Below are 14,220 nucleotides of genomic sequence, written 5' to 3'. Positions count from 1 at the left end.
GTCATACGAGGCTTGAAGACCATGGCTAACAAAGAGAACAGCCGCACCGGCACCCAAGGCAAGGAAGGCAGCCAAGGCGGCAGCAAGAACCCAGGCAACTTCGCCAACGACCGTGAAAAAGCGTCCGAAGCCGGGCGTAAAGGCGGCCAGTCTTCGGGGGGCAACATGCCTCACGACACCAGCCGCAAAGGCGGTCGTTCGTAACCGTCGTTTGTAACCGAGGGATCCGCAGTGCCAGGGCGACCTGGCACTGCATTCAGAGGCGCACGGCATGACGGTGATGACCTGCAAGACCGTTACTCATGAAAGGTCTATGACCGCAAGCCATAGCCTGCAGCACCGGTACCAGACCCTATTGCAAGGCCACGACGCCACCAGCGCTGCGTGGCTTAATGAACTTATCGCCCGCGTCGAGCAGTCCCCCGACGACCTGCCGGCCAACCCTTCACAGCTGCCTGCCTGGAGCGCCCAGCATGCCGCTGAGGTGGCCAAGGCCTATGCCGAATACCTCCAGCAGCGCCATCAAGGTGGGCCACGCCAGTTTTTCAGCAACCGCGCCCATGCGTTGTGGTTCCTCCAGCAAATTGCGCCGACCAAGGCCGTGGACGGGGCCTGGTTGCACGGCACGCTGCAGCATTGGCAAGACCCGCGTTACCACGGGCTGATCCGCACCTACCTGGAAGAGCTGGGCAATGGCGACCCGCGCTGTAACCATGTGTTGATCTACCAACGGCTGCTCAGCCGCCTCGGCTGCCTGGAACTGCCGCCACTGGATGACGACCGTTATCTGCAAGGTGCCGTGCAACTGGCCTTGGGGCAGAACTGCGACGAATTTCTGCCCGAAGTGCTGGGCTACAACCTTGGCTACGAACAACCGCCGCTGCATTTGCTGATCACCACCTACGAGCTGGCGGAGCTGGGTATCGATGGCCACTACTTCCAGTTGCACGTGACCATCGACAACGCTGCCAGTGGTCACGCGCAGTTGTCTATCCAGGCGTTGCACCAACTGTGCCCCGCAGAAGACCCACAGGCGTTCTATCAGCGAGTGCGGCGGGGTTACCGCCTGAACGACCTGGGCATCTCGGCTGCCAACCTGGTCAGCCAGTTTGACCTTCAAACGCAGCTGTTCGCGGCTTTGGAGTGCAAGCGCCAGTATGGTCAGTTCATGCACTCCGATCATTGCCGCTTGCAGCAACGCACCATTAATCAATGGCTAGCCGAGCCTGGGGCCATCCCGGCCTTTGTCAGTGCCCTGCAGGCCCAGGGCTGGATTCGCCGCGGCGAGGACCCGGCGAACAGCCGCTGGTGGAAGCTGATCGAAGGGCCAACGGCGGCCATGTTCGGGGTGTTCACGGCGTACGAAAAACAATTGTGGCATGACTGGATCGCCGACGACTGGCAGGCCACAACCCGCCGCGTCGTGCCTGGCAGTTGGGATACACCTTCAGCTTTGAGCGAAGTACCGAACGCCAGCATTGCCCCAGAAGCGCTTGCTACCCTTATGGAGCGGATGTCCGGTAACCGTCACGCGTTGCCGGAAGGTTTGCAGGCTACTCAAGCCTTCGTCCGCGCAACCGGCCTGATTCAAGAGGGATGCCATTGATGGTGCTCGACTCGTCTCAAGGCCAGGCAGACGAGGCCTTGCTGCAATTAGGCAAGCGCCTGCGTGCCGAAGGCTACCGCTTTACCTGCGTCAGCCCAGCCACCCATGCCCGCAACAATGCCCGCGATGCCGCCAGGCAGGCGACGAACGTGCGCGACGTGTTCGGCTGGAGCCGCCCCTTCGCGCCTTCGCTGATGCCTGCTGACCTACTACACCAGCTGGAGCGCGCGCAGGTGCTGACGCGATGCGGCGAGCTGATGGCCACCACGGTGCGCTGGTCAAGCCTGGACGACCTGCTGCTGGTCCATTCGGCTTACCCGACCCACGCCAGTGACGCAGTTTTCTTCGGCCCCGACAGTTACCGCTTTGCCCAGGTCATCCACGATCACCTGCAACACCGCTTGTCTCGGGTGGAGCATGCGGTCGACATCGGTTGCGGTACCGGCGTGGGCGCCTTGATCATCGCGCGCGCCGCCCAGCATGCGCAGGTCAGCGCGGTGGACATCAATCCGCTTGCGCTACGCTACACCGCCATCAATGCCGCCTTGGCGGGGATCAACAACGTGTCGGTGGCCGCCAGTGACCTGCTCGATGGCACAACCGGGCGTTTTGACCTGATTGTCGCCAATCCTCCCTACATGCTGGACCTCAGCGCGCGCACCTACCGCCACGGCGGTGGTGCGCTGGGCGAAGCGCTGTCACTGCGTATCGTCGAGCAGGCGCTGGAGCGCTTGAGTTCGCGGGGCACCTTGTTGCTCTACACCGGTGTTGCGATCGTCGAAGGCCGCGATGCCTTGCTTGAAGCTGTTCGTTTACGCCTGGCGGGCCCGGAGTGGTCTTGGGTCTACCGGGAAATCGACCCCGATGTGTTCGGCGAGCAACTGGCTGAGCCCGGGTATGAACACGTGGAGCGCATTGCCGCCGTAGCGCTCACTGTCAGTCGCAACGGCTGAAGGCCTATGCCGCGGCCTTGCACGTTCGGCATCGAAGAGGAGTATTTGTTGGTGGACCTTGCCACCGGCAAAGTCCCAGCGTTGCCGGCGCCCAGCCTGGCAAGGCACTGCCGAGAGGCAGTGGGGCCGTACTTTGTGCAGGAAATGTTCCGCAGCCAGATAGAAGTCGCCTCGCCGGTGTTTTCGAACCTGTACCAGGCACGGGAATTCTTCGTGCATGCGCGGCAGCGGCTGACCGACGTACTGGCGGCGCAGGGTATGGGCCTGTATGGCGCAGCCAGCCACCCCAATGCACCTTGGTTACGGCATAAGCCGGCAGCCTCGGCACACTACCGCCAGCTGTTCGACGACTACCGGCATGTGGCACGGCGCAGCCTGCTCAACGGGTTGCACGTGCACGTAGGCGTACCGGCTGACTGCGATCGCATGCAACTGATCAATCGCCTGGTGCCCTGGTTGCCGTTGCTACTAGTGCTCAGCACATCGTCACCCTTATGGCTGGGCCAGGCGACCGGCTACATGAGCTACCGGCGGGTCATTTGTGGCGAGTGGCCGCACATGGGGCTGCCAGAGCCATTAGCTGATTGGCCCGCCTACGAGCGCTACCGAGCCTTGCTGCAAAGGACCGGCTCACTGGCAGAAAAGGGTGATTTCTGGTGGGCGATCAGGCCTTCGCAGCGCTTTCCGACAGTCGAGTTGCGTATCTGCGATGGTTGCCCTTGCCTTGAGGACGCATTGAGCATTGCCGGCGTCTTTCGCCACTTGGTCGAGCACAACCTGCAGCCAAGGCATGAACGTAGCCCCTTCAATCGCGAACTGCGCTGGGTCGCACAGGAAAACTACTGGCGAGCCATGCGCTATGGGCGCCATGGTCAATTCATCGGTGCCGATGGGCAGCAGCCGGTCACGGCGCAAGGCTGGCTTGGGCAGTTACAGGGCCAGTTTCCGGTCGACACTGTCGACGCCGAACGCGCCTTCCAGCATGCCCACGGCATTCTGCGCGAGGGCACCAGCGCGGACCGGCAATTGCACTGCCTGGAGCGCGCCCACGCCGATGGGCAAAGCGCAGCACACGCTTTACAGGCCGTGGTCGAGCAGGTGGTGACGCAAGGAAACGCCGGATTGCCAACGGCTGGGGTTGCAATTAGACAGGGTTGACCGAAAATGGCCGCGCCCTTTGCAGCCACTCGGAACGTCCTGCGCCATGATGCTGATCAAGCAATTTCCCCAGATCACCCCGACCGACACGCTTTTTGTCTTCGCCCTCGAGGCAGAAGCGGGCACTGTGTTTGCCGATGTGAACACCGTGTTCACCGGCATCGGCAAGGTTAATGCCGCCATCGCCCTGACCAAAGCCATTGCCCAGCGCAAGCCCAAGTTGATCGTCAACCTGGGCTCTGCCGGCAGCCAGCGCTATGGCAAGGGCGAGGTGGTGTGCTGTACCCGTTTCGTGCAGCGCGACATGGACGTCACGCCATTGGGCTTCGCCCGGTACGAGACGCCGCTGTCTGACATCCCAGTGCTGCTGGAACACGGCGAGGAAATCCCCGGGCTTGCCCTGGGCACCTGCGGCAGTGGTGACAGTTTCGAAGTCAGTCACGGCGAGGCACCTTACGATATCGTCGACATGGAAGCCTATGTGCTGGCCCTGATCGCCCGTGACGAAGGCATTCCGTTCGTCTGCCTCAAGTACATTTCAGACGATGCCGGCAGCGACGCGGCAGACGACTGGTCGGTGCAGGTGCACCTGGCCGCCGAAGCCTTCAAGCGTGTGCTGTTCAGCTAATCCAACGGCGCTGCCCGCCGCAGGGCAGCCTGACTAAACCTTCCCGGCGCGCCGCAGTCACTTCCAGTAGAAGCCCCGATAGACGCGGGGCCTGGCGGGAGGTGATTAACGATGGCTAGGGCAATCTGGAAAGGCGCGATCAGCTTTGGGCTGGTGCACATACCTGTCTCGCTCAATACCGCTGTGCGCACCGAGCGGGTGGACTTCGACTGGCTCGACAAACGCAGCATGGAGCCGGTCGGGTACAAGCGGGTCAACAAAGTCACAGGCAAGGAAATCGACAAGGAGCACATCGTCAAAGGTGTGGAGTATGAAAAAGGCCGCTATGTGGTGATCAGCGAGGAGGAGATCCGCACGGCCCGGCCTGAAGCGACCCAGACCATTGATATTTTCTCGTTCGTCGACTCCGGCGAAATCCCCCTTCAGCATTTCGATACCCCGTATTACCTGGCCCCCGACCGCCGTGGCGGCAAGGTTTACGCGCTGCTGCGCGAGACCCTGGCGAGTACCGGCAAGGTGGCCTTGGCCACGGTGGTGTTGCATACCCGTCAGCACCTGACGCTGCTGCGCCCGCTGGACGATGCACTGGTGATGATCACCTTGCGCTGGCCAGAGGAAGTGCGAGGGCTGGAGACGCTGGAACTGGACAAGAGCGTGACCGACACCAAGGTAGACAAGCGTGAACTGGACATGGCCAAGCGGCTGGTGGAGGACATGAGCGGGCCGTGGCAGCCGGATGAATACCACGATGCGTTTCGCCAGACGATCATGGACCTGGTGGAAGAGAAGGCTAGCAAAGGCAAGATCAGCGTGGTCGAGAGGGGCGAGGGCGGCAGTGCGGAGAAAAGTGCCGACATCATCGACCTTACCGAGTTGCTCAAACGCAGCCTGGGGGGCAAGGGTGGGGCTACTGGCAAGAAGAAGCCTGCCAAGCGGACCCGGAAGGCTTCTTGATCTTTCCATCTATGTATCGGCAGCCCACTCTCACAAAGGATCTCTATAAGCCTGCGATTCAGGTGGGGGCTGCCTCAAGGCCTGCCAGAAAATCCCCAAACCCTTCCCGGGCGCGGCTGTCGCGTCGGCTGCTGGTCGCCACACTATGCCGTGCCGTCCAGGAGATCTGCGCACCGTGCGCCTCCAGGTCGCGCACCAGCTGTACATCTTCATGCGCCGGCAACGGCTGGAACCCCCCGATACGCAAATACGCCTGCGCACTGACCCCAAGGTTGGCGCCGTGGATATGCCGGTGCCCCTCTCGCGCCTGGTAATGGCTCAGGTACAACCGGCGCAACGCGGCTTTCTGCCAGGGCTGCCAGCGCTCCACATGCACGGTGCCACAGACCACGTCCGCACCACACGCCAGTTGCGACAGCAACCAATGCGGCGGCACCTGGCTGTCGGCATCGGTACAGGCCAGCCAGCTGGCGCCCTGTTCGATCATCTGTGCCGCGCCGGCACTGCGCGCCATGCCAACATTGCCTGCGTGCACTTCCAGTGTCTGCACCTGGTGCCGCCTGGCAACCGCCGCACTACCATCGCTGCAGCGGTCCAGCACCACCAGTATTTCGACCCGATAGCCCGCCAACTCAGCCTGGTCTGCAGCCGCCCGCACGGACTTGAGGCAACGACCCAGGCGGCGCGCTTCGTTGTGCGCGGGTATGACCACGGCAATCATGGGCAGGTCTCGTCAAGGTCGACCACGCTGGGCTGGCAGGACCAGTATTCGAGCAGAAAGTCCGCTTCTTCATGGCGATAGACGGGGTACAGCGGCAGATGCTTGCCCAGCATGCGATGCACTTCACGCCCGTCCTGGGGGCAGCCCGCGATCGGGTGTTTCCAGTGGCAGGCCAGCAGGCCGCCGTCGTCGCTGAGGCTGGCGGCTGACTGTTCGATCACTTGCAACCAATCGGTGGGATCAAGGTAGTAACCCAGCTCACTCAGCACGATCAGGTCAAAGCGCCCACCGGGCCAATCACCCGGAAGCCTGCCGAGTTCGACCGAGGCGTGGCTGACCCCGGCCAAGCGTTCCCGCGCGAGGCCTACGGCAGTTGGGTTCAAGTCCTGGCACAACAAGTCTGCACACCGCTCGGCCAGCAAGGCACTCAGCTCGCCATTGGCGCACGCAGGCTCGAACACGCGCTCATAGCATTGGCGGGGCAGGCTGGCCATGACCAGCTCGCGTTTGCGCTTTTCGTACCAGCGGGTGCGAAAGGCCCAAGGGTCTTCGCTGCTGGCGTACAGGTCGGCGAAATACTGTGCGTCGAGGCTCATGACAACTCCCTTTACAAGAACACCAATTCGAAAGGCTGTAGCAGGCACTCCTGCAAGTTCGCTGGCAGCACGGGCGGTTGGCCTTCATCTGGCTCGAGTTGGCTGGTGTGCGCGGCCAAGGCCTTGCGCTTGCGGGCCAGGCGGGTTTCATCCAGCTGCACGCGATGAGCCCGTGGCCAGGGCAGGCGAGGGTCATCAGGTTGCGCCCAGTGCCAGGCCCAGACCGGCACCTCCACCAGTTGCACCTTGCGCGCCATTGCCGCTTGCGCGGCGGCCCTGCCCACCGCCTCGTGGTCGCAGTGGCCGTCGTTGCGCCAGGTCGCCATCAGCACGTCGTCAGGCTTGAGCAACTGGCTCAGGTGGTTGACTAGAAAGGCCTCGTCGCGCGGCAGCGCGCCGTCCTTCAGGTGCAGCCTGCGCCAGTCCAGCCGGTTGAGGTCAAGTTCGAGCTGTTGCAGGGCATGGCGGCTCTCCAGCGGCCGCTGCCTGCGCAAGCGGTGCTCGGTCCAGTGGCTGGAGCCTGGATGGCTGCCCTCGCCATCGGTAGCGGAGACCAACACCAGGTCGTCCTCGCGCCCATGAAAGCCTGCCAGCAAACCACCCGCCATGAGAATTTCGTCATCCGGGTGCGGGGCGATCAGTACAAGCCGGCGGCCAGGCGGGCACAGTTGCTCTGGGTCGATCCAGGTGGCCCTGGCCAGGTGCGCGGCGTGCTGCCAGGCCGACCAGGGGGTACCGCTACTCGACTCGATCAAATTCATAGTTGCCAGGCTCCTGCCGGCAGGGTAGCCAGCTGCTGTCCGAGGGCGGCCAGGTCACGCTCGGCGTGGCTCTGGCGCAGGAACACCGGCAAGTCGGCACTCAACCGGGCAAAGTGGCTGCTGCGGCAAAACGGCGAGGCGCCCAAGGCGCGCCCCACGTGATGGATGACGTGCTCGACGGCCTGCTCGACCTGTGCGCGGGTACGCCGCACTTCGAAACAGGCGTCTGCGCCCGGCTGGCGGTCGATCCAGCCCGCACACTCGCGCAGCGCCGCCCTGGCACCGCACAAGGCGGCGTCCACAGCCCCCAAGTGCGCGTCGGCGTGCGGGTCTGGCCGCGGGTTGCGACAGTGTTCGCGCAGGTAGTCCGCCAGGGCCTCGGCGCCGCCGTACCAGCACGCCGCGATACCCCCGCCACCGTGCCAAAAGCCGGGTCTGGAGAGGTACTGCCCGGGCCTGCCGATGGCGATACCAGGCGTATGGTTGAACTCGACCTCGACGCTCGCGGTAATGGCCATGCCGACCGCCTGCCACTGTTCGATACGCAAGCCTTGGCTGGGGTGGGACAGCTCTATGGCCACCAGCTGCGGTTGGTCGTCTTCGCCCCATGCCGTGATCAGTGCGCGGTCAATTTGCAAGGCGCCCGAGCACCACGCCTTGCGGCCCGAAAGCCGCACCTGCTCGCCCTGGCGCTCGACGATACGTGCGCGGGCATCTGGCGGTTCCGCCGCCCATACACCCCAAATGCCATCCTGCGCATGGTGCGCGGCGCCACATTCGGCCAGGATCGCCAAGGCATCGGTATGGCCTTCGTAGAGCTTGGCCAAGGCCATGTCACAGCCAGCAATGCGGGCCAGGCTCTGCCAGCGGCGCAGCGTGTTGCCCTGGCCGGGCAGGGGCAGCAGGTCAAGGTGGTCCGCCTGCAGCGCCTGCATCAGCGCTGGCAGTTGGGTATCGAGGTTCAGCGCCTGCGGCCTTTCGGTGAAGGTGCGCAACAGGCGGTCGAGGGTGTTCAAATCAAAGTCCTGAATGATGCTCATCAGCCCAGCCCTAGCTGTTTGCGCATGCGCGCAGTGATCGATTGACGGGTCTTGCCCATGTCGGCCCAGGGGTCGTCCACCTCGGCCAGGCGCTCGTGCAGGTTGCCGATGTGCCATTGATTGGCACCCTTGAGCCCGGCCAGCTCTTCACGCCAGATCGGCACGGACACCGGCAGGCCCTCCCGCGCGCGCAAGGAATAGGCACAGGCGGTGGTGGCGCCTTTGCCATTGCGCAGATAGTCGATGAAGATGCGCCCGACCCGGTTCTTCGGCCCCGACACGGCGCTGAGGCGATCAGGGAACAGGTTGGCCAGGTAATCGACGATCGCATGGCTGAAGTCCTTCACCTCGTCCCAGCCCGCTTTTCGGGTCAGCGGCACAACAATGTGAATGCCCTTGCCACCACTGGTCTTCAGAAACACCTTCAGGCCAAGTTCGTCGAGCAGGGTCAAGGTCAACTGCGTGGCCTCCAGCATGGCCTTCCAGGGCAGCGCCGGGTCCGGGTCCAGGTCGAGCACGAAGCGGTCCGGTTTGTCGAAGTCCTTGTCGGTGGCGTTCCAGGTGTGCAGTTCGAGCATGTTCATCTGCACCGCGCCCAGCAGGGTATCGGCGCGGTTGATGACCATGGCGGCCTGGCCGGCCTGTTTCTTGTCGTAGCTGACCACGTTGGGGATGTGCAGTTGGCCAGCGTTTTTCTGGAAGAACAACTCGCCACCGAGGCCATCGGGCGCGCGTACCAGCGCCACAGGGCGGTTTTTAAGCTGGGGCAGGATCCATTGGCTCACCTGCGCATAGTATTCGGCGACTTGGCGCTTGGTGGTGGCGCGGGTGGCGTCGATGACGCGGTCAGGGTGAGTCAGGCGCAGTTCGCCCAACGCCTCGGGCTTGTGCTGAGCCTTGGTTTTAGCCACGGACTTGCCAGGCATGGCGTGCTCCAGGTCGATCGCGGTCGCGGGTTTGTCATCACGCAGGCCGTGGAACACCGCATGGCGCACCACGCCGTCTCGGGTCATCTGTGCGTAGGCGACTTCGGCCAGCAACGTCGGCTTGAGCCAGTGCACACCCCGGGCTTCGGCGCCGGTCGGCGGCTTGCTCAGCATCGGCTTGGGGGTTTCCAACGGTTTGAGTCGCGCATGAATGGTTTCCAGGGTGGCAGCACTGAACCCTGTACCGACTTTGCCGGCATAGCGCAGCGCGCCGCTGTCGTCGTGCACGGCCAGCAGCAAGGCGCCAAAAGCGCTGCGGCTGCCCTTGGGGTCGGTGTAGCCGACAATCACGAACTCCTGGCGTTGCTGGCACTTGAGCTTGACCCAGTCGGCGCTGCGGCGCCCGATGTAAGGGCTGTCGGCGCGCTTGCCGATCAAGCCTTCCAGGTTCATGCGGCAGGCGCTGTCGAGCAGGGAGTCGACCGGCTGATCGAAACCTTCGGAAAACCTCAGCCACTGCGAGTCGGCCTGTTCAAGCAATTGCTGCAGGGTTTTGCGCCGCGCTTGCAGCGGTAACTGGCGTAGGTCCTCGCCGCCCAGGAAGGGCAGGTCGAATAAGTAGTAGAGAATGTGCTGATCGTCCTCGACATCGAACGCGTTCTGCAGGGCCTGGAAGTCGGCCACACCGTGTTCGTCATTGACCACCATTTCGCCGTCCAACCAGGCCGAGTCGAGGCCCAGCGTGCGCAGTGCATCTCGCTGATGGGGCAGCTTGGCGGTCCAGTCGTGGCCATTGCGGGTAAAAAGACGCACGTCATCGCCGTCGATGCGCGCGAGAATCCGGTAGCCATCGAACTTGACCTCGTACAACCAGTCGCCGGCGGGTGGCGAGTCGACCAGCGTCGCCAGTTGCGGTTGCAGCGTGTCGGGTAACGGGGCCTTCTGTGCGTCTGCCTTGCGTTTGCGGGTACGCGGCGCCGCTTTTTCGGCAGGCTTGCTACGCCTGGGGACCAGGGTGCGCTCGCTGAGCACGCTGTCGGGCTGGGCCTCGACGATGCTGTAATCGGCCTCGCTACGGGCTTCGCCATCGTGCGATTTGACTAGCATCCATTGCTCTTTCTTGCCCGCCAGGTGGGTGCGGAACAGGTTCCAGACACCGTTGAGCTTCTCGCCTTGCAGGCGAAAGCGCAGCTTGCCCTTGGCGTAGGCCTGCTGCGCATCACCTTCAGGCTCCCAGATGCCACGGTCCCAGACGATCACATCGCCCGCGCCGTAATGGCCTTCGGGGATATTGCCCTCGAAATCGGCGTAGTCCAGCGGGTGATCTTCGACGTGCACGGCCAAGCGCCGCACCTTCGGGTCCAGCGACGGGCCCTTGGGGATGGCCCAACTCTTGAGCGTGCCGTCGAGCTCCAGCCGGAAGTCGTAGTGCAGGTGGCTGGCGTCGTGCTTCTGGATGCAGAACTGCAGGGCATGGGGCTTGCGGCCCCGGCCACGTTTACCGCTCGGCTCGGGCGTGGCATTGAAGTCACGCTTGCGCTGGTATTCCTGCAGGGGCTTGGCCATGGCGGGGTCCTGAAGAATCGCGGGGGCTCTTCAGGTGGGAGAGGGAGCGGTGAGGGGAGTTCAAAATTTCCCCCCGTCGAGCGCCTGACGGCTCGACGGGGGCACATGGCCCTTTAGCAGCTTGAGCGGCTGCCCTCACCATCGACCAGGCGCCAGATACCCAGCGGATTGGCGTTCTGCAACGCAGGAGGAAGCATCGCATCAGGGTAGTTCTGGAAGCACACCGGCCGCAGGAAGCGATCGATCGCCAGCGACCCCACCGAGGTGCCGCGGGCGTCCGAGGTGGCAGGGTATGGGCCGCCGTGGACCATCGCATCGCACACCTCGACGCCGGTGGGGTAGCCGTTGAACAACACGCGGCCGACCTTGTCCTGGAGCAATTCACTCAACCAGCTGAAGCCTGTCAGTTCTGCTGCTTCGCCAATGACCGTGGCGGTCAGTTGCCCGCGCAGGGCTTGCACGGCGACGCTCAGTTGCGCCTGATCTTCAACTTCAATGACCAGGGTCGCGGGCCCGAACACTTCTTCCTGCAGCAGCGGGTCGCCGTTCAGCAGCAGGCTGACATCGGCCTTGAACAGTTGCGGCTGCGCCTGCCGCTCGCCTTGCTCGGCGCCGGCCAGGTGGGTGATGCCGGGGTGCGCGTGCAAGTGTTGTAGGCACTGGCGGTAGCTGGCCAGGGTGCCGGCGTTGAGCATGGTCTGGGCGCCTTGCGCAGCCATTTGTGCTTGCAGGTGCTCGACAAAATGGCTGAATGCAGCAGAGCGCATGCCCAGCACCAGGCCTGGGTTGGTGCAGAACTGGCCACAGCCCAGGGTCACGGACGCGGCGAGCTCGCGGGCCAGTGCAGCACCTCGCTGAGCCAGCGCTTCAGGCAGCAGGATCACCGGGTTGATGCTGGACATCTCGGCAAACACCGGGATCGGTTGTGCCCGCTCCGCAGCCATGCGCATCAGCGCGTTACCGCCCTTGAGCGAGCCGGTGAAACCGACGGCCTGGATGGCCGGGTGCTTGACCAGCCACTCGCCGACGCCCGCACCGTAGACCATGTTGAAAACGCCCGCCGGCATGCCACTGCGCGCCGCGGCGCGCAAGATGGCATCCGCTACACCTTCAGCGGTGGCCATGTGGCCGCTGTGCGCCTTGAACACCACCGGGCAGCCGGCGGCCAGGGCCGATGCGGTATCGCCGCCTGCGGTCGAGAACGCCAGCGGGAAGTTGCTGGCCCCGAACACAGCAACCGGGCCGACCCCGATACGGTACTGGCGTATGTCCGGGCGCGGCAGCGGCTGGCGCTGCGCCTGCGCGCGGTCAATGCGGGCGCCGTAAAAATCACCCCGGCGCAGCACCGTGGCGAACAGGCGCATCTGGCCGCTGGTGCGGGCACGTTCCCCCTGGATTCGGCCGGCGGGCAGGGCCGTTTCCCGGCATACCGTGGCGATGAAGGCGTCACCCAGTGCATCGAGTTCGTCGGCAATCGCCTCCAGAAACACTGCACGTTGCTCGGCCGGCAGGTTGCGGTAGGCCGGGAAGGCCGCGGCAGCAGCCGTTGCGGCCGCAGCCACTTCAGCTTCGGTGGCTTGAATGAATGCGCCGGGCAGCGCTTCGCCAGTGCTGGCATCCAGGCTCTTGAGCAGCGTTTTGCCTTGCGCCGAGCGCTGGCCGCCGATGTAGTTGTGACCAAGGATCTGGGTCATGAGGGCTCCGATAAACGTTAAGGCAGGCACATCAAGGCAAGCAGTCAGGTAATGGCGCCGATCTGCCACGGCACGAACTCGTTCTGCCCGTAGCCATGCTGTTCGCTCTTGCTGCGCTCCCCCGATGCGATGCGCAGCATCATCTTGTAGATGTGCTCGCCGCGCTCTTCGATGGTCATGCTGCCGTCGGCAATGCCGCCGCAGTTGACGTCCATGTCGTCTTCCTGGGTTTCCCACAGCCGCGTGTTGGTCGCCAGCTTGATGGACGGCGAGGGCGCACAGCCGTAGGCGGAACCGCGGCCGGTGGTGAAAGCGATCAAGTTGGCACCCCCGGCGACTTGGCCAGTGGCCGAGATCGGGTCATAACCGGGGGTGTCCATGAACACCAGGCCATGGGCGCGCACCGGCTCTGCGTATTCGTACACATCCACCAGGTCACTGGAGCCGGCCTTGGCGACCGCACCCAGTGATTTTTCCAGGATGGTGGTCAAGCCACCGGCCTTGTTGCCGGCAGAGGGGTTGTTGTTCAGCTCGGCGCCCATGCGCTGGCAATAGGCTTCCCACCACTGGATGCGGGCGATCAGCTTTTCACCAACCTGCTGGCTTACGGCGCGGCGCGTCAGCAAGTGCTCGGCACCGTAGATTTCGGGTGTTTCAGACAGGATCGCGGTACCGCCTGCGGCTACCAGCCGGTCCACGGCATTGCCCAGCGCAGGGTTGGCGGTGATGCCCGAGTAGCCGTCCGAGCCACCGCATTGAAGGCCCACGGTAAGGTGGCGCACGCTGACTGGCTGGCGCTCGACCTGGTTGGCTTCGGCGAGCAACGCCTTGACCTGGGCAATGCCGCTGGCGATGGTCTTGCTGGTGCCACCGGTGCCCTGGATGGTGAAGGTGCGCAGAGTGTGGCTGCTTTGCAACCCTTGGGCGGCGAGCAGCTCAGGGATCTGGTTGGTTTCGCAACCCAGGCCAATCAGCAGCACCGAGGCGAAGTTGGCATGCACGGCATAGCCGCCCAAGGTCCGGCGCAGCATGGCCAAGGCCTCGCCAGAGGGGTCGACGGCGCAACCGACGCCATGGGTCAGGGCCACCACGCCGTCAACGTTCGGGTACGGCGCCAACGCTTCGGGGTGAATGTCACGGCGAAAATGGTCGGCGATTGCCCGGGCCACGGTGGCCGAGCAGTTCACCGAGGTGAGGATGCCGACATAGTTGCGCGTGGCGACCCGGCCATCGGCCCGGACGATACCCCTGAAGGTGTCGTCGTTGGGCGCCTGCGCGCCACGGGCATCGACACCAAAGGCGTAGTCACGGGCAAAGTCACCCATTGCCAGGTTATGCACGTGCACATGCTCGCCTGCGGTGATGGCCTGGCTGGCGAAGCCGATGATCTGCCCGTAGCGGCGCAGCGGCTGGCCGGCCGCAATGTCGCGCGCCGCCACCTTGTGCCCGGCAGGGATTGGCTGGCGAACGGTGATGCCTTCGTCCAGCAGCAACCCTTCGGGCAGGGCCTGGCGGGCGATCAGCACGTCGTCGAGCGGGTTGAGTCGGATCACGGCGTTGGCAGCGCGTTCACTGCCTGTTGTTGTAATAAGTTGCATGACAGTTACCTCAATAGGG

General features: G+C 64.1%; 12 protein-coding genes and 1 pseudogene. 6 read left to right on the top strand and 7 right to left on the bottom strand.

The genetic code is table 11. From position 1 onward, the window contains the following. Positions 1-84 precede the first annotated feature (84 nt). The 6 genes and pseudogenes from AC5PZ0_RS12165 to ku form a co-directional block, all read left to right on the top strand. Positions 85-204, top strand: a pseudogene (locus AC5PZ0_RS12165) (con-10 family general stress protein); the annotation flags it as partial. A 67-nt stretch (positions 205-271) separates the two neighbouring features. Next, positions 272-1,606, top strand: coding sequence for an iron-containing redox enzyme family protein (locus AC5PZ0_RS12160; RefSeq protein WP_493855042.1), 1,335 nt, complete (start codon positions 272-274; stop codon positions 1,604-1,606). Further along, positions 1,606-2,559 carry a methyltransferase gene (locus AC5PZ0_RS12155; RefSeq protein WP_493855041.1) on the top strand — a complete coding sequence of 318 codons (954 nt, stop codon included), beginning with the start codon at positions 1,606-1,608 and terminating at the stop codon, positions 2,557-2,559. The genes AC5PZ0_RS12160 and AC5PZ0_RS12155 overlap by 1 nt, the downstream gene beginning before the upstream one ends. Positions 2,560-2,565: 6 nt before the next feature. Then, positions 2,566-3,717, top strand: coding sequence for a carboxylate-amine ligase (locus tag AC5PZ0_RS12150; RefSeq protein WP_493855040.1), 1,152 nt, complete (start codon positions 2,566-2,568; stop codon positions 3,715-3,717). A gap of 46 nt (positions 3,718-3,763) precedes the next feature. After that, positions 3,764-4,345 (top strand): phosphorylase family protein, encoded by a 582-nt coding sequence (locus tag AC5PZ0_RS12145; protein WP_027593205.1) that lies wholly within the window; start codon positions 3,764-3,766, stop codon positions 4,343-4,345. A 111-nt stretch (positions 4,346-4,456) separates the two neighbouring features. Then, positions 4,457-5,299: a non-homologous end joining protein Ku gene (ku, locus tag AC5PZ0_RS12140; RefSeq protein WP_493855039.1), complete on the top strand. Its 843-nt coding sequence runs from the start codon at positions 4,457-4,459 to the stop codon at positions 5,297-5,299. Positions 5,300-5,357: 58 nt separating this feature from the next. On the opposite strand, the gene AC5PZ0_RS12135 is transcribed toward ku, so the two are convergent. The 7 genes from AC5PZ0_RS12135 to AC5PZ0_RS12105 form a co-directional block, all read right to left on the bottom strand. Further along, complete coding sequence (locus tag AC5PZ0_RS12135) at positions 5,358-6,020, bottom strand: glycosyltransferase family 2 protein (RefSeq protein WP_493855038.1); 663 nt, start codon at positions 6,018-6,020, stop codon at positions 5,358-5,360. After that, on the bottom strand, positions 6,017-6,616 hold the full coding sequence (locus tag AC5PZ0_RS12130; RefSeq protein ID WP_085272833.1) for a class I SAM-dependent methyltransferase: 600 nt from the start codon (positions 6,614-6,616) through the stop codon (positions 6,017-6,019). Before AC5PZ0_RS12130 ends, AC5PZ0_RS12135 begins: the two co-directional genes overlap by 4 nt. Positions 6,617-6,627: 11 nt before the next feature. After that, complete coding sequence (locus tag AC5PZ0_RS12125) at positions 6,628-7,377, bottom strand: PIG-L deacetylase family protein (protein ID WP_099429363.1); 750 nt, start codon at positions 7,375-7,377, stop codon at positions 6,628-6,630. Further along, positions 7,374-8,417 carry an acyl-CoA dehydrogenase family protein gene (locus AC5PZ0_RS12120; protein WP_027593210.1) on the bottom strand — a complete coding sequence of 348 codons (1,044 nt, stop codon included), beginning with the start codon at positions 8,415-8,417 and terminating at the stop codon, positions 7,374-7,376. The genes AC5PZ0_RS12125 and AC5PZ0_RS12120 overlap by 4 nt, the downstream gene beginning before the upstream one ends. After that, a complete protein-coding gene (ligD, locus tag AC5PZ0_RS12115) occupies positions 8,417-10,909 on the bottom strand; it encodes a DNA ligase D (RefSeq protein ID WP_493855037.1) in 2,493 nt (830 codons plus the stop codon). The genes AC5PZ0_RS12120 and ligD overlap by 1 nt, the downstream gene beginning before the upstream one ends. Before the next feature lie 113 nt (positions 10,910-11,022). Continuing rightward, complete coding sequence (locus AC5PZ0_RS12110; protein ID WP_493855036.1) at positions 11,023-12,603, bottom strand: aldehyde dehydrogenase (NADP(+)); 1,581 nt, start codon at positions 12,601-12,603, stop codon at positions 11,023-11,025. A gap of 44 nt (positions 12,604-12,647) precedes the next feature. Further along, complete coding sequence (locus AC5PZ0_RS12105; protein ID WP_493855035.1) at positions 12,648-14,201, bottom strand: UxaA family hydrolase; 1,554 nt, start codon at positions 14,199-14,201, stop codon at positions 12,648-12,650. Positions 14,202-14,220: the final 19 nt, after the last annotated feature.

The sequence above is a fragment of the Pseudomonas sp. 5.2 genome (genome assembly GCF_059025405.1).
This window is presented reverse-complemented; position numbering and strand designations above follow the sequence as displayed.

What these genes read in the sequence shown, in the direction of transcription:
- AC5PZ0_RS12160 (WP_493855042.1), top strand. Translation starts at nt 272, where the DNA reads ATGACGGTGATGACCTGCAAGACCGTTACTCATGAAAGGTCTATGACC.
- AC5PZ0_RS12155 (WP_493855041.1), top strand. Translation starts at nt 1,606, where the DNA reads ATGGTGCTCGACTCGTCTCAAGGCCAGGCAGACGAGGCCTTGCTGCAA.
- AC5PZ0_RS12150 (WP_493855040.1), top strand. Translation starts at nt 2,566, where the DNA reads ATGCCGCGGCCTTGCACGTTCGGCATCGAAGAGGAGTATTTGTTGGTG.
- AC5PZ0_RS12145 (WP_027593205.1), top strand. Translation starts at nt 3,764, where the DNA reads ATGATGCTGATCAAGCAATTTCCCCAGATCACCCCGACCGACACGCTT.
- ku (WP_493855039.1), top strand. Translation starts at nt 4,457, where the DNA reads ATGGCTAGGGCAATCTGGAAAGGCGCGATCAGCTTTGGGCTGGTGCAC.
- AC5PZ0_RS12135 (WP_493855038.1), bottom strand. Translation starts at nt 6,020, where the DNA reads ATGATTGCCGTGGTCATACCCGCGCACAACGAAGCGCGCCGCCTGGGT.
- AC5PZ0_RS12130 (WP_085272833.1), bottom strand. Translation starts at nt 6,616, where the DNA reads ATGAGCCTCGACGCACAGTATTTCGCCGACCTGTACGCCAGCAGCGAA.
- AC5PZ0_RS12125 (WP_099429363.1), bottom strand. Translation starts at nt 7,377, where the DNA reads ATGAATTTGATCGAGTCGAGTAGCGGTACCCCCTGGTCGGCCTGGCAG.
- AC5PZ0_RS12120 (WP_027593210.1), bottom strand. Translation starts at nt 8,417, where the DNA reads ATGAGCATCATTCAGGACTTTGATTTGAACACCCTCGACCGCCTGTTG.
- ligD (WP_493855037.1), bottom strand. Translation starts at nt 10,909, where the DNA reads ATGGCCAAGCCCCTGCAGGAATACCAGCGCAAGCGTGACTTCAATGCC.
- AC5PZ0_RS12110 (WP_493855036.1), bottom strand. Translation starts at nt 12,603, where the DNA reads ATGACCCAGATCCTTGGTCACAACTACATCGGCGGCCAGCGCTCGGCG.
- AC5PZ0_RS12105 (WP_493855035.1), bottom strand. Translation starts at nt 14,201, where the DNA reads ATGCAACTTATTACAACAACAGGCAGTGAACGCGCTGCCAACGCCGTG.